At 58.7% G+C, this 14,871-nt stretch carries 12 protein-coding genes; 9 read left to right on the forward strand and 3 right to left on the reverse strand.

The genetic code is table 11. The features are described from left to right. Positions 1–576 precede the first annotated feature (576 nt). Together clpA and clpS are read right to left on the reverse strand one after the other, a co-directional pair. On the reverse strand, positions 577–2,847 hold the full coding sequence (gene clpA, locus JFT87_RS22190) for an ATP-dependent Clp protease ATP-binding subunit ClpA (protein WP_201197127.1): 2,271 nt from the start codon (positions 2,845–2,847) through the stop codon (positions 577–579). Positions 2,848–2,877: 30 nt separating this feature from the next. Next, positions 2,878–3,261 (reverse strand): ATP-dependent Clp protease adapter ClpS, encoded by a 384-nt coding sequence (clpS, locus tag JFT87_RS22195; RefSeq protein ID WP_054053655.1) that lies wholly within the window; start codon positions 3,259–3,261, stop codon positions 2,878–2,880. A gap of 225 nt (positions 3,262–3,486) precedes the next feature. On the opposite strand from clpS, the gene JFT87_RS22200 reads away from it, so the two are divergent. Continuing rightward, positions 3,487–3,768: a cold shock domain-containing protein gene (locus tag JFT87_RS22200; RefSeq protein ID WP_201204572.1), complete on the forward strand. Its 282-nt coding sequence runs from the start codon at positions 3,487–3,489 to the stop codon at positions 3,766–3,768. A 62-nt stretch (positions 3,769–3,830) separates the two neighbouring features. Here JFT87_RS22200 and icd read toward each other — a convergent pair whose 3' ends face one another. Further along, positions 3,831–5,087, reverse strand: coding sequence for an NADP-dependent isocitrate dehydrogenase (gene icd, locus JFT87_RS22205; RefSeq protein ID WP_017339594.1), 1,257 nt, complete (start codon positions 5,085–5,087; stop codon positions 3,831–3,833). A 494-nt stretch (positions 5,088–5,581) separates the two neighbouring features. On the opposite strand from icd, the gene JFT87_RS22210 reads away from it, so the two are divergent. The 8 genes from JFT87_RS22210 (at position 5,582) to JFT87_RS22245 (ending at position 14,457) form a co-directional block, all read left to right on the forward strand. Further along, entirely contained in the window at positions 5,582–7,807 is a 2,226-nt protein-coding gene (locus tag JFT87_RS22210) for an NADP-dependent isocitrate dehydrogenase (RefSeq protein WP_201204574.1), read from the forward strand. 209 nt (positions 7,808–8,016) lie between these two features. Then, positions 8,017–8,463 carry an NUDIX hydrolase gene (locus JFT87_RS22215; RefSeq protein ID WP_201204576.1) on the forward strand — a complete coding sequence of 149 codons (447 nt, stop codon included), beginning with the start codon at positions 8,017–8,019 and terminating at the stop codon, positions 8,461–8,463. A 59-nt stretch (positions 8,464–8,522) separates the two neighbouring features. Further along, positions 8,523–9,668, forward strand: a complete 1,146-nt coding sequence (mnmA, locus tag JFT87_RS22220) for a tRNA 2-thiouridine(34) synthase MnmA (protein ID WP_201204578.1) — start codon at positions 8,523–8,525, stop codon at positions 9,666–9,668. Further along, positions 9,665–10,288 carry a high frequency lysogenization protein HflD gene (gene hflD / locus JFT87_RS22225; protein ID WP_201197121.1) on the forward strand — a complete coding sequence of 208 codons (624 nt, stop codon included), beginning with the start codon at positions 9,665–9,667 and terminating at the stop codon, positions 10,286–10,288. The genes mnmA and hflD overlap by 4 nt, the downstream gene beginning before the upstream one ends. A gap of 127 nt (positions 10,289–10,415) precedes the next feature. Next, on the forward strand, positions 10,416–11,786 hold the full coding sequence (gene purB, locus JFT87_RS22230; RefSeq protein ID WP_201204580.1) for an adenylosuccinate lyase: 1,371 nt from the start codon (positions 10,416–10,418) through the stop codon (positions 11,784–11,786). Positions 11,787–11,872: 86 nt separating this feature from the next. Then, positions 11,873–13,042, forward strand: coding sequence for a ribosomal protein uL16 3-hydroxylase (locus tag JFT87_RS22235; RefSeq protein ID WP_201204582.1), 1,170 nt, complete (start codon positions 11,873–11,875; stop codon positions 13,040–13,042). Next, positions 13,035–13,460, forward strand: coding sequence for a GNAT family N-acetyltransferase (locus JFT87_RS22240; protein ID WP_054053668.1), 426 nt, complete (start codon positions 13,035–13,037; stop codon positions 13,458–13,460). Before JFT87_RS22235 ends, JFT87_RS22240 begins: the two co-directional genes overlap by 8 nt. A 235-nt stretch (positions 13,461–13,695) precedes the next feature. Beyond that, on the forward strand, positions 13,696–14,457 hold the full coding sequence (locus tag JFT87_RS22245; RefSeq protein ID WP_201204584.1) for a secretin N-terminal domain-containing protein: 762 nt from the start codon (positions 13,696–13,698) through the stop codon (positions 14,455–14,457). The last annotated feature ends 414 nt before the right edge of the window (positions 14,458–14,871 follow it).

Genomic DNA, 14,871 nt, shown 5'->3' on the forward strand with positions numbered 1-14,871 from the left:
GGAGAGGGGACTGATCGAGGTGTTTGGGGGAGTTACGCCGACGTGCGATATCGCGTTGAACTCAGACTTGAAAAGCACACCAATCCTCCCCTCTCCCTCGGGAGACGGCTAGGCGGGCGGCGTTCCGATGAGAGGCAAATCCACCGCAAATCCAAAGCCGAATACCCGTGCTCTTCACCACTCAATAGGCCGAGTGTCAGCTCGCCTGCTCTTGATCCTGATCCACGGGCGACGTCGGAAGGCTGAGTGGAGGGATTGATCCGGGCGTGGGAGCGCAGCGACCGTTTGGCGCAGCCAAACACAGCGAGAGGAGGTGCAGCGCAGCAAACCGTAGGCGCTGCGCCCGGATCGATCCCGGAGCGAAGGAACCCCGAGCCCCAGCGAGCGGGCCGAACGTAGGAGCAAGCGTTTTTTGCTTACTTTTTTTGGCGTTTGAAAAAAGTGCCTCGCCGTAAGGGCGAAACCCTAATAAGCCACCACCGCAGCAACGGATATACACCCAAAAACACCCAACCCACAAAACACAAAAAAGGCGCCCGAAGGCGCCTTTAGCTTTGCTTTACAACCAACCAACCATCAAGCCATTTCAGCCGTGGTCTCGAACTCGAAGGTCAACTCGCCGTCCTTAAGGTCGATGTGAACCACACCACCATGGTCAGCCAATTCACCAAAGAGAATCTCCTCAGCCAGCGGACGCTTGATCTTGTCCTGGATCAAACGCGCCATTGGTCGAGCGCCCATTGCCGAGTCGTAGCCACCCGCTGCCAGCCAACTGCGTGCAGCGTCGGTCACTTCCAACTGCACGCGCTTGTCTTCCAACTGCGCTTGAAGCTCGGTAAGGAACTTGTCCACCACGCTTTTGATGACCTCATGACTGAGGCGACCAAACTGGATAATGGTGTCCAGACGGTTGCGGAACTCTGGCGTAAAGCTCTTCTTGATCACTTCCATCGCATCGGACGAGTGGTCCTGATGGGTGAAACCGATCGAAGCGCGGGCTGCGGTTTCGGCGCCCGCGTTGGTCGTCATGATGACAATCACGTTACGGAAATCCGCTTTGCGCCCGTTGTTATCAGTCAGCGTACCGTGATCCATGACCTGCAACAGCAGGTTGAAGACTTCCGGATGCGCCTTCTCGATTTCATCGAGCAGCAATACGCAGTGCGGTTGCTTGGTGATGGCTTCGGTCAGCAGGCCGCCCTGATCGAACCCGACATAGCCCGGAGGTGCACCGATCAGACGCGATACGGTGTGGCGCTCCATGTACTCGGACATGTCGAAGCGAACCAGCTCGATGCCCAGCGCCTTGGCCAACTGACGCGCCGCTTCGGTTTTACCGACACCGGTAGGCCCGGCGAACAGGAACGAACCAACTGGCTTGTCAGGCGACTTGAGGCCGGCACGGGACAGTTTGATCGCAGTCGACAACGAGTCGATCGCGGCATCCTGACCAAACACCGTCAGCTTCAGGTCACGCTCAAGGTTACGCAGCAGCTCTCTGTCGGAACTGTTGACGTGCTTAGGCGGAATCCGCGCGATTTTCGCGACAATGTCCTCGACCTGAGGCACTTCGATGCGTTTCACGCGTTTCTCGATTGGCTGCAGGCGCTGGTAGGCACCCGCCTCGTCGATAACGTCGATAGCCTTGTCCGGCATGTGCCGGTCATTGATGTAGCGTGACGCCAGTTCAGCCGCTGCACGCAGGGCTTCATCGCTGTACTCGATGCCGTGGTGCGTTTCGAAACGCCCTTTCAGGCCGCGCAGGATGCTGATGGTGTCTTCTACCGAAGGCTCCGACACATCGACCTTCTGGAAGCGTCGTGCCAAGGCACGGTCCTTCTCGAAGATCCCGCGGAATTCCTGGAACGTGGTCGAACCGATGCAGCGGATATCGCCGGACGACAGCAACGGCTTGAGCAGGTTCGAGGCATCCATGACGCCACCGGACGCGGCACCCGCACCAATGATGGTATGGATTTCGTCGATGAACAGGATCGCCTGCGGACGTTTTTTCAGCTCATTGAGCAACGCCTTGAAGCGTTTCTCGAAATCACCGCGGTATTTGGTCCCGGCCAGCAAGGCCCCCAAGTCAAGGGAGTAAACCACGCTGTTGGCCAGCAGGTCCGGCACCTGATTGTCGACAATGCGCTTGGCCAGGCCTTCGGCAATCGCGGTTTTACCCACGCCAGCCTCGCCCACCAGCAGCGGATTGTTTTTGCGACGACGCGCCAGGATCTGCGCGACACGCTCGACTTCGAGCTCACGGCCTACCAGCGGATCGATTCGACCCTGGCGCGCGAGTTCGTTGAGGTTGCTGGCATAAGCATCCAGGGGATTGCCTGAAGAAGAAGACTCGCCGCCCTCGTCGTCCTGCATATCTTGCTCACCTTCAGAGTGATCGCCGTGCCCCGGCACTTTGGAAATGCCATGGGCGATGTAGTTGACGACATCAATGCGGGCAACGCTCTGCTGTTTCAGCAGGAACACCGCCTGACTTTCTTGCTCACTGAAGATTGCGACCAGCACGTTGGCGCCAGTCACTTCGCGTTTGCCCGAGCTCTGTACGTGAAAGACAGCACGCTGCAGAACACGCTGGAAGCCCAGGGTTGGTTGGGTCTCGCGATCCTCGTCATGAACGGGGATCAACGGCGTGGTGGAGTCGATGAACTCCTGCAGGTCATGCTTGAGTTTGTCGAGGTTTGCGCCGCATGCACGCAAAACGGTGGCGGCAGCCTCATTGTCCAATAGGGCCAGCAAGAGGTGTTCGACGGTCATGAATTCATGACGCTTCGAACGAGCCTCCTTGAAGGCTAGATTGAGGGTGACTTCGAGCTCGCGGTTTAACATAGCTTCACCTCATACCCAAGTGGTCGGCGATTAACCGTCCTTCTCGATTTCACAGAGTAGCGGATGCTGGCTTTCCCTGGCGTACTGGTTGACCTGCATGGCCTTCGTCTCGGCGATGTCGCGGGTAAACACTCCACATACTGCCCGCCCTTCTGTGTGGACGGCCAGCATGACCTTGGTCGCCAGCTCGCGATTCAGGTTAAAAAACACCTCGAGCACTTCGACGACGAAATCCATCGGTGTGTAGTCATCATTAAACAAAACCACCTTGTACATCGGCGGCGCCTGTAAAGCAGGCTTGGCCTCCTGAACAGCAATGCCTGCGGAATCGTCGTCGTGCTCCTCCGGGAGATCTTTCTGGAGAGTCGGGCGATCCTGATTGAATGTTAGTCGAATCTGGCTGATTGCATGCATGGAAAGAAAGGTTCGTCAGTTGTGCAAATACAGTGGTGGGGGCGGCTATCAACGATTTCAACTCCGACTGCCCAGTCACCTTGACTATCGGGAAAACGGTGTTACAACCAATAGAGCCCACAGTGGGTAAAAAAGGTCCGCGGAGTCAATCTTATTTATGAGATTCGACTGCGGATGTACTGGATGATACTCCAGTGATGGAGTCTGTTGCAGAGGGATATGAGCATGGCAGTCGGTAAGGTGAAGTGGTTCAACAATGCCAAGGGGTTCGGTTTCATTAATACCGACGCCAGAGAAGGACGCGATGAGGACGGCAAAGAGATCGACTTCTTTGCCCACTATTCGGCCATCGACATGGAGGGCTACAAAACCCTCAAGGCCGGACAATCCGTAAACTTCGAGATCATCCAGGGACCCAAAGGCCTGCACGCGGTGAAGATCACGGCTGCCACTACTGCGAACGAACACACCGCACCTTCCATCCACAAAGAATCGGTGTCGAGCTGACGCAACCCGTCATCCAGTCATGAAAAAACCGCCCGAAGGCGGTTTTTTTTGGTGCAAATTTCTTACATGTGCGAAATCAGCGCATCGCCGAAGCCGGAAGAAGACACCAGTTTGGCGCCTTCCATCAGACGCTCGAAATCATAGGTCACGGTCTTGGCGGAAATCGCGCCGTTGGTGCCTTTGATGATCAGATCAGCCGCTTCGGTCCAGCCCATATGACGCAGCATCATCTCGGCGGACAGGATCAGCGAGCCCGGGTTGACCTGGTCTTTGCCGGCATATTTCGGCGCAGTACCGTGGGTCGCTTCGAACATGGCGATAGTGTCGGACAGGTTGGCACCCGGCGCGATACCGATACCGCCTACTTCAGCCGCCAGGGCGTCGGAGAGGTAGTCGCCGTTCAGGTTCAGGGTCGCGATCACATCGTACTCAGCCGGGCGCAGCAGGATCTGCTGGAGCATGGCGTCGGCGATGGCATCCTTGACGATGACGTTCTTGCCGGTTTTCGGGTTCTTGAACTGCATCCACGGACCGCCGTCGAGCAGGGTCGCGCCGAACTCTTCAGCCGCCACTTCGTAGGCCCACTCCTTGAAGGCACCTTCGGTGAACTTCATGATGTTGCCTTTGTGCACGATGGTCAGCGAATCGCGGTCGTTGTCGACCACATATTGCAGAGCCTTGCGCGCCAGACGCTTGGTGCCTTGCAGCGAAACCGGCTTGATACCGATACCGCAGTTTTCGTCGAAGCGGATCTTGGTGACGCCCATTTCATCTTTCAGGAACTTGATGACTTTGGTCGCTTCCGGCGAACCGGCCTTCCACTCGATGCCGGCGTAGATGTCTTCCGAGTTCTCACGGAAGATCGTCATGTCGACGTCGCCTGGCTTCTTGACCGGGCTCGGCACGCCTTCGAACCAGCGTACCGGACGCAGGCAGACGTAAAGGTCGAGTTGTTGGCGCAGGGCCACGTTCAGCGAACGGATGCCGCCACCGACCGGGGTGGTCAGAGGGCCCTTGATGGAAACCACGTAATCCTTGACTGCGTCCAGGGTTTCCTGAGGCAGCCAGGTGTCCTGATCGTAAACCTGAGTCGCTTTTTCCCCGGCGTAGACTTCCATCCAGGAAATTTTGCGCTCGCCGCCGTAAGCCTTCTTAACAGCAGCATCGACAACCTTGATCATGACCGGGCTGATATCAACGCCGATGCCATCACCTTCAATGAAGGGGATGATCGGGTTGTTAGGAACATTGAGAGAATGGTCTGCATTGACGGTGATTTTGTCGCCGACTGCTGGAACCTGAATCTTCTTGTATCCCATGCTGAACTCCATTGTTTGGATTGAACATCTGGCTTCGTTCGAGCGTACCCCAGTTAAATCAGCGCGCAAACCCTATGTTCCACCCATCTGCCGCAAAGCTGTGCAGTTCGTGATCTACAAGCCTGAAAGCAAAGGGAAAAGCGCCAAACTCAAGCACGGTGCAAGACTCTACGCCGCCCGCCGCCCTGCGACCTTTAGACCAATGGACGAGAATCGTTGCATATGAACCATCGGCAGATTGCCAGCTACCTATGTATAATGCCGCCGCTGACCGAAGGGTCACAAAGGCCAAGCTCTCTATTACGAGACTTTCAGCCAGATTGAAGCCGGGTTGTTACCGCAGCCCACCCGCTTGACGCTCGACTGATGCACCCAACATCACCGCGAAGAAACCTCGACATTCGGCTCATGGATGACTTTGAACGAACGCGCTTACACGGCGCCCCTCGAGTTTCGGCGCACGCTTTAGCAAAGAAGAGAGAGTTAATCCGAATATGCCCACCCGCTCGAAGATCATCTATACCTTCACCGACGAAGCCCCAGCCCTCGCCACCTATTCACTGTTGCCTATCGTAGAGGCCTTCACCGCCTCCGCTGATATTGCCGTGGAAACCCGCGACATCTCTCTTGCAGGGCGCATCCTGGCCAGCTTCCCCGAGCAATTGGGTGACAAAGCCGTAGCCGACCACCTCGCCGAACTGGGCGACCTGGCCGTTACGCCTGAAGCCAACATCATCAAGCTGCCGAACATCAGCGCCTCGGTTCCGCAACTGCAAGCCGCGATCAAAGAGCTGCAAGCCCAGGGCTTCGCACTGCCGGACTATCCGGAAACCGTGAGCAGCGACGCAGACAAAGAAGCCAAGTCGCGTTACGACAAGATCAAGGGCAGCGCCGTAAACCCGGTTCTGCGCGAAGGCAACTCTGATCGTCGTGCCCCGCTGTCGGTCAAGAACTACGCTCGCAAGCACCCGCACAAAATGGGCGCCTGGGCTGCGGACTCCAAGTCCCACGTCGCGCACATGAGCACCGGCGATTTCTACGGCAGCGAAAAAGCTGCCCTGATCGACGCCGCTGACGCCGTTAAAATCGAACTGATCGCTCAAGACGGCACCACCACCGTCCTGAAAGAAAAGACCACCGTGCAAGCCGGTGAGATCCTCGATTGCGCGGTACTGAGCAAAAACGCCCTGCGCAGCTTCATTGCAGCCGAGATCGAAGACGCCAAGCAAAAAGGCGTGCTGCTGTCGGTTCACTTGAAAGCCACCATGATGAAGGTCTCCGACCCGATCATGTTCGGCCAGATCGTTGCCGAGTTCTATAAAGACGCACTGGCCAAACACGCTGACGTGCTGGCGCAGATCGGCTTTAACCTGAACAACGGCATCGGCGACCTGTACGCTCGCATCAAGGCCCTGCCGGCCGAGCAGCAAGCGCAGATCGAAGCGGACATCCAGGCGGTCTACGCCGTTCGTCCGTCGTTGGCCATGGTCAACTCCGACAAAGGCATCACCAACCTGCACGTGCCGAGCGACGTTATCGTCGACGCCTCGATGCCGGCAATGATCCGTGACTCCGGCAAAATGTGGGGCACTGACGGTCAACTGCACGACACCAAGGCCGTGATCCCGGATCGCTGCTACGCCACCATCTACCAGGCGGTCATCGAAGACTGCAAGGTAAACGGCGCCTTCGATCCAACCACCATGGGCAGCGTGCCAAACGTTGGCCTGATGGCGAAAAAAGCTGAAGAGTACGGCTCGCACGACAAGACTTTCCAGATCAAGAGCAACGGCGTGGTTCGGGTTTCCGACAGCGCTGGTCGCACCCTGCTGGAACAGTCGGTTGAAGCCGGGGACATCTTCCGCATGTGCCAGACCAAAGACGCGCCGATCCAGGATTGGGTCAAACTGGCCGTCAACCGTGCTCGCGCAAGCGCCACTCCAGCGATTTTCTGGCTGGACCCAATGCGCGCCCACGACGGCGTTGTGATCGAAAAAGTTCAGGCTTACCTGAAGGATCACGACACTTCGGGCCTGGACATCCGCATCATGTCGCCAGTCGACGCGATGGCGTTCACCCTGGGCCGCACTCGCGAAGGCAAGGACACCATCTCGGTGACCGGCAACGTATTGCGCGACTACCTGACCGACCTGTTCCCGATCATGGAACTGGGCACCAGCGCCAAGATGCTGTCGATCGTCCCGCTGATGAATGGCGGCGGCCTGTTTGAAACCGGCGCTGGCGGTTCGGCACCGAAGCACGTTCAGCAGCTGCTGGAAGAAAACTTCCTGCGCTGGGATTCCCTGGGCGAGTTCCTGGCCCTGGCCGCTTCCCTTGAGCATTTGGGTGTGACGTACAACAACCCTAAAGCTTTGGTTTTGGCCAAGACCCTGGACCAGGCCACTGGCCAGTTCCTGGACAACAACAAGTCGCCATCGCGCAAAGTCGGCAACATCGACAACCGCGGCAGCCACTTCTACCTGGCGCTGTACTGGGCACAAGCCCTGGCCGCCCAGTCCGAAGACACTGCATTGCAAGCGCAGTTTGGCCAACTGGCCAAGACCCTGGCCGAGAACGAAGCGACCATCGTCGCCGAGCTCAATGCCGTTCAGGGCAAGCCAGTGGACATCGGCGGTTACTACCACGCCAATGCCGAGCTGATCAGCAAGGCCATGCGCCCAAGCAACACCTTCAACGCCGCGATCGCTGCGTTGGTTTAAGGTTGTAAGGATGCAAAGAAGCCCCGGCCCCGTGCCGGGGTTTCTGCTTGTGGCACACATTCAAATGTGAACGCTGGACAATGTGGGAGCGGGCTTGCTCGCGAATACGGCTTATCATTCAACATCTTTATTGACTGACCCACCGCATTCGCGAGCAAGCCCGCTCCCACATTTGATCGTGTTCAAACAGTAAGAATCGAGGAAGTCCTATGGCCTGGCTACCCCACATCACCGTCGCCACTATCGTCGAAGACAACGGCCGGTTCCTGATGGTCGAAGAACTCAAGGGCGGACAAGCGGTACTCAACCAACCCGCCGGCCATCTGGACCCGGACGAAACCCTGATCGAAGCCGCCGTGCGCGAAACCCTCGAAGAAACCGGCTGGGACGTCGAGCCGACGGGCGTGGTGGGCATTTACCTCTACACCGCACCGAGCAACGGCGTGACCTATCAGCGGGTCTGCTTCACCGCCAAAGCGCTGAAACACCACCCCGACTATCAGCTGGATGACGGCATCGTCGGCGCCAAATGGCTGACCCGTGACGAATTGGTAGAACAGCGCGCAAACTGGCGCAGTGAGCTGATCATCCGCTGCATCGATGATTATCTGGACGGTAAACACTTCGGTCTCGAACTGATCCGCCCTTCTCTTTAGCCTTGCGGGCTTCGGCCTGTTAGAATCGCGTCCTTTTTCAAGACACTCATTGAATCCCTATGCGTGATCCAGCCCCTTCTGACACACAAAAGAAGCGCGTCATTGTCGGCATGTCCGGCGGCGTGGACTCTTCCGTTTCCGCTCTCCTGCTGATCGAGCAGGGTTACGAGGTGGAAGGCCTGTTCATGAAGAACTGGGAAGAAGACGATGGAACGGAATACTGCACCGCCATGGACGACCTGGCGGATGCGCAGGCTGTGTGCGACAAGATTGGCATCAAGCTGCACACCGCCAACTTCGCCGCCGAGTACTGGGACAACGTGTTCGAACACTTCCTGGCCGAATACAAGGCCGGGCGCACGCCGAATCCGGACATCCTGTGCAACCGCGAGATCAAGTTCAAGGCGTTCCTCGACTACGCCATGATGCTCGGCGCCGACCTGATCGCCACCGGCCACTACGTGCGCCGCCGCGACATCGATGGCCGCACCGAGTTGCTCAAGGGCCTGGACCCGAACAAGGACCAGAGCTACTTCCTGCACGCCGTGGGCGGTGAACAGATCGCCAAGACCCTGTTCCCGGTCGGCGAGCTGGAAAAACCCGAAGTCCGCGCGATTGCCGAGAAGCACGAACTGGCCACCGCGAAGAAAAAGGACTCCACCGGGATCTGCTTTATCGGCGAACGCCGCTTCAGCGACTTCCTCAAGCAGTACCTGCCGGCGCAGCCAGGCGAGATCAAGACCACCGAAGGTGAAGTCATTGGCCGTCACCACGGCTTGATGTACCACACCATCGGTCAGCGCCAGGGCCTGGGCATCGGCGGCTTGAAAGACGCCAGTGACGAGCCGTGGTATGTGCTGATCAAGGATCTGGTCAACAACGAGCTGATCGTTGGCCAGGGCAATGATCACCCGTACCTGTTCTCCCGCGCCCTACTCGCCTCGGACATCTATTGGGTCAACCCGATTGATCTGAGCGAATCCCGCCGTTTGACCGCCAAGGTCCGTTATCGCCAAAGCGACCAGCCTTGCACGCTGGAAAAGACCGCCACCGGCTACCGCGCGATCTTCGATGACCCGCAACGCGCGGTCACCCCAGGCCAATCCGTGGTGTTCTATGACGGGGAAATCTGCCTCGGCGGCGGCGTGATCGAAATTGCCGAGCCGTGGACCAGCAAAGGCACTCCTCAAGGCGCACAGCAATGAGCCCGACTCAGGAGCAATTGACGGCACTGGGCGGCGTGTTTCTCGCCGCCGTGCTGGTGGACAAGATCGCCAAGAGCGGCCAGACCAGCGAAGCCGGCCTGACGTGCATGCTCGGCAGCTTGCTGATTCGCGACCCCAAGGACACCCTGGAAGTCTACGGCGGCGACGACATCAATCTGCGTGAAGGCTATCGCGCGTTGATCGGTGCCCTGGAACGCGACCCGAGCACCCTGCAGCGCGAACCACTGCGTTATGCCCTGGCGATGCTGGGTCTTGAGCGTCAATTGGCCAAGCGTGGCGACATGCTCGAGGTGATCGGCAAGCGCCTGCCACAGATTCAATCCCAGGTTGAGCACTTCGGTCCGGCCCACGAAAACGTGATCGCGGCCTGCGGTGCGCTGTATCAGGACACCCTGAGCACCTTGCGCCAACGGATCCAGGTCCACGGCGACATGCGTAACTTGCAGCAACCGAGCAACGCCTCGAAGATCCGCGCGCTGTTGCTCGCCGGGATTCGTTCGGCGCGGTTGTGGCGGCAGTTGGGTGGCCATCGCTGGCAGCTGGTGATTAGCCGTCGCAAGTTGCTCAAAGAGCTTTACCCGCTGATGCGCAGCAGCTGAACCGCGCCCGCAACACCGCTTTGTAGTCAGTAACGCGTAGTACGCCGGTCAGTTGGCAACGGACCGGCGGAATTTTTCATGTATGATACGCGCCCCATTTCGTTGCCCGACTGTCCGAGAACACCCCATGCAGCTCTCTTCGCTCACTGCGGTTTCCCCTGTTGACGGCCGCTACGCCGGCAGAACCCAGGCCCTGCGCCCAATTTTCAGCGAATACGGTCTGATCCGTGCTCGCGTTCTGGTTGAAGTGCGCTGGCTCCAGCGCCTGGCCGCCCACCCAGGCATCAGCGAAGTGCCGGCGTTCTCCGCCGAAGCCAACGCGGTGCTGAACACCTTGGCGGACAACTTCGCTCTGGAGCACGCCGAGCGTGTCAAAGAGATCGAGCGCACCACCAACCACGACGTTAAAGCCATCGAATACTTGCTCAAAGAGCAAGCGGCCAAGCTGCCGGAACTGGCCAAGGTCAGCGAGTTCATCCACTTTGCCTGCACCAGCGAGGACATCAACAACCTGTCCCACGCCCTGATGCTGCGCGAAGGCCGTGATGACGTGATGCTGCCGCTGATGCGCCAGACCGCTGAAGCCATCCGCGAACTGGCGATCCGTTTCGCTGACGTGCCAATGCTGTCGCGCACCCACGGTCAACCGGCTTCGCCGACCACCCTGGGCAAAGAGCTGGCGAACGTGGTTTACCGTCTGGAGCGTCAAATCGCTCAAGTCGCTGCCGCTCCGCTGCTGGGCAAGATCAACGGCGCTGTCGGCAACTACAACGCACACATCTCCGCCTACCCGGAAATCGACTGGGAAGAAAACGCCCGCGCCTTCATCGAAGACGAGCTGGGCCTGGGCTTCAACCCATACACCACGCAGATCGAACCGCACGACTATATTGCCGAGCTGTTCGACGCGATCGCCCGCTTCAACACCATCCTGATCGACTTCGACCGCGACATCTGGGGCTACATCTCCCTGGGTTATTTCAAGCAGCGCACCATCGCTGGCGAAATCGGCTCGTCGACCATGCCGCACAAGGTCAACCCGATCGACTTCGAAAACTCCGAAGGCAACCTGGGTATCGCCAACGCACTGTTCCAGCACCTGGCGAGCAAACTGCCAATCTCCCGCTGGCAGCGCGACCTGACCGACTCCACCGTACTGCGTAACCTCGGTGTCGGCTTCGCCCATAGCGTGATCGCGTACGAAGCCAGCCTCAAAGGCATCAGTAAACTTGAGCTCAACGCTCAGAAAATTGCTGCCGACCTGGACGCGTGCTGGGAAGTATTGGCCGAGCCAATCCAGACCGTGATGCGCCGCTACAACATCGAAAACCCGTACGAGAAGCTGAAAGAGTTGACTCGCGGCAAGGGCATCAGCCCTGAAGCGCTGCAAACTTTCATCGACGGCCTGGACATGCCAGCCGCAGCCAAAGCCGAGCTGAAATTGCTCACCCCGGCGAACTACATCGGTAACGCTGTAGAGCAAGCCAAACGCATCTGATCGACCGCTTGACCCTTTTGAGACGCCCGGCAGCGCCGGGCGTTTTTATTCCCGTCTGAAAAGTGCATTTTTTCAATAGGTTACACATGAATCCTGATATTCCTCTTCAACTTCTGGGTGGCATCACGGCACGCGAATTCCTGCGTGACTACTGGCAGAAAAAACCGCTGCTGATCCGCCAGGCGATCCCCGATTTCGAAAGCCCGATCGATCCCGACGAACTGGCCGGCCTGGCGCTTGAAGAAGAAGTTGAATCGCGCCTGCTGATCGAGCACGGTGAGCGTCCTTGGGAATTGCGCCGCGGCCCGTTCGCCGAAGACGAATTCAGCAAGCTGCCGGAAACCGAGTGGACCCTGCTGGTTCAAGCGGTTGACCAATTCGTGCCAGAAGTGGGCGAGTTGCTGGAGCAGTTCCGCTTCCTGCCGAGCTGGCGCGTCGACGACGTGATGATCAGCTTCGCCGCCCCCGGTGGCAGCGTCGGCCCGCACTTCGATAACTACGACGTGTTCCTGCTGCAAGGCCACGGCAAGCGCAACTGGAAAATCGGCCAGATGTGCGATTCCGAGAGCAAGCTGCTGCCACACGCAGACCTGCGCATCCTCGCCGACTTCGAAGCCACCGATGAGTGGGTTCTGGAACCGGGCGACATGCTCTACCTGCCGCCGCGCCTGGCTCACTGCGGCGTCGCGATTGATGACTGCATGACCTACTCGGTCGGCTTCCGCGCCCCAAGCGCCTCTGAAGTGCTGACTCATTTCACCGACTTCCTCAGCCAGTTCCTGACAGATGAAGAGCGTTACACCGATGCCGACGCCCTGCCGGCAGTCGATCCGCACCAGATCCAGCACGACGCCCTTGATCGCCTGAAAGCTTTGCTGGCCGAGCACATGAGCGATGAGCGCCTGCTGCTGACCTGGTTCGGCCAGTACATGACCGAGCCGCGCTACCCGGAACTGGTGGTCGGCCCGGAAGAAATCGAAGAAGAAGACTTCCTCGCCAGCCTGGAACAAGGTGCTGTGCTGATTCGCAACCCAAGCGCGCGCATGGCCTGGTCCGAAGTCGATGACGACCTGCTGCTGTTCGCCAGCGGCCAGAGCCGTTACCTGCCGGGCAAACTGCGCGAGTTGCTGAAGCTGATCTGCGCTGCTGACGCCCTGCACACCGATAACCTTGGTGACTGGCTGAACGACGAAGACGGCCGCGGCCTGCTGTGCGAGCTGGTCAAGCAAGGCAGCCTGGGGTTTGCTGATGAATAAAATCCACGTTCGTGTCGCAGACTGGCAGAAGGATATCGCCGAGATACGGCGCATTCGTGAGACGGTGTTCATCGCCGAGCAATCCGTTCCGCCTGAGCTGGAATGGGATGCCGATGACGCCACAGCGGTGCATTTCCTCGCTTTCGAAGGCGACTTTCCGATTGGCACCGCCCGCCTGCTGCCCGATGGTCACATTGGCCGGGTTTCGGTACTCAAGGACTGGCGCGGCTTGAAAGTCGGCGATGCGCTGATGCAAGCGGTGATCGGCGAGGCCGAGAAGCGCGGGCTGAAGCAGCAGATGCTGAGTGCACAGGTACAGGCCACAGCGTTCTATGAGCGCTTGGGGTTTAGCCTGGTCAGTGAGGAATTCCTGGAAGCCGGGATACCGCATGTGGACATGGTTCGGCATTCGGCCTAGCCCTTGTGGCGAGGGAGCTTGCTCCCGCTGGGCTGCGCAGCAGACCCAAGATTTTGGGGCCGCTTCGCGCCCCAGCGGAAGCCAGCTCCCTCGCCACAAAAACAGCCTGTGAACACCATCAAATCGCCCCGCCATCCTTGGATGCCGGGGCGTTTTGCTGTCTACGATTCAACTTGCCCCACCCTGGGCCGACAAACTGGCAATATCAAGCCTTTAGAAAGCGGAGATAACGGACATGTCCCTACGCACCCTGCTCACCACGCTGTTGTTGACCTGCAGTTTTTCGGTCATAGCCGCCACCGAGATCGTGCCCCTGAGCTACCGCACCAGCGCCGACATGCTGCCGGTGGCGCAGAATTTTATTGGCAAGGACGGCCAGGTCAGCGCCTATGGCAACCAACTGATCGTCAACGCAGAACCTGACAAGATCGACGAACTTAAGACCTTCATCGCCCAACTCGACACCGCACCCAAACGCCTGCTGATCACTGTCGACACCAACGAAAACAACTTCCAGGGCGATCAGGGTTACTCCGTGAACGGCGCCGCGCCGAGCCAGACCCGGATCATCAATCGCAGCACCGACAGCCGTGACGGCGGCATCCAGCAGGTTCAGGCCAGCGAAGGTTCGCCGGCACTGATCCAGGTTGGCCAGAGCGTGCCGCTGACCAGCACGCAAACCGATACTTACGGTCGCGTGCAAAGCCAGACTCAGTATCGCAACGTCACCCAGGGGTTCTACGTCACCGCCAGCGTCACCGGCAACATCGTTCACCTGGCGATCAGTACCAACCGTGACCGCATGAGCCAGGAACGTCCCGATGTAGTGAATGTGCAAAGTACCGACACAACTGTCACGGGGCGCCTGGGCGAGTGGATCACCCTGGCCGGCGTGAATCGCCAGACTCAGGCCGACAAACAGGGCATAACCCGCAGCTACTCTACTCAGGGCCGGGATGACATGACCTTGCGGGTGAAAGTCGACACGCTGGACTAAAGCACCAAAAACTGACTGATTAGTCGTATTAGACTAAAGATGTAGTGCCTGAAAAAAAGCACTACAAAACGTTTGACGAGCCAAAAAAGCAAAGGCATGATGGCCTCGCTCCCGCTAATCAGGGGCCCTGGCAAGGGCCTTCGAGGCGCTGCTCGCATCTACCCCGCGAGCCGCTTCGTGTCTGTACCGCCCACAAGGTGTGTTTGACGAGGTTGCCGACTGGAACGAAGTTGTCCCGAGGGACGGAAGCGTAATTAGGTAACCCGGCACCACACTGAAGTTCGTATAGAGGCCCACGACGCCCGAATGCGCTCGCCAGTTCGCCCTTACCTGCTCACTCCCCCTCGAGCCCATCGTTCATCCCGTCGCCATCCCCGCCGAATCCGACTTGACCGCCTAAGCTTCTGGTCAGCG

The sequence above is a fragment of the Pseudomonas sp. TH15 genome, from assembly GCF_016651105.1.
Taxonomy (GTDB): domain Bacteria; phylum Pseudomonadota; class Gammaproteobacteria; order Pseudomonadales; family Pseudomonadaceae; genus Aquipseudomonas.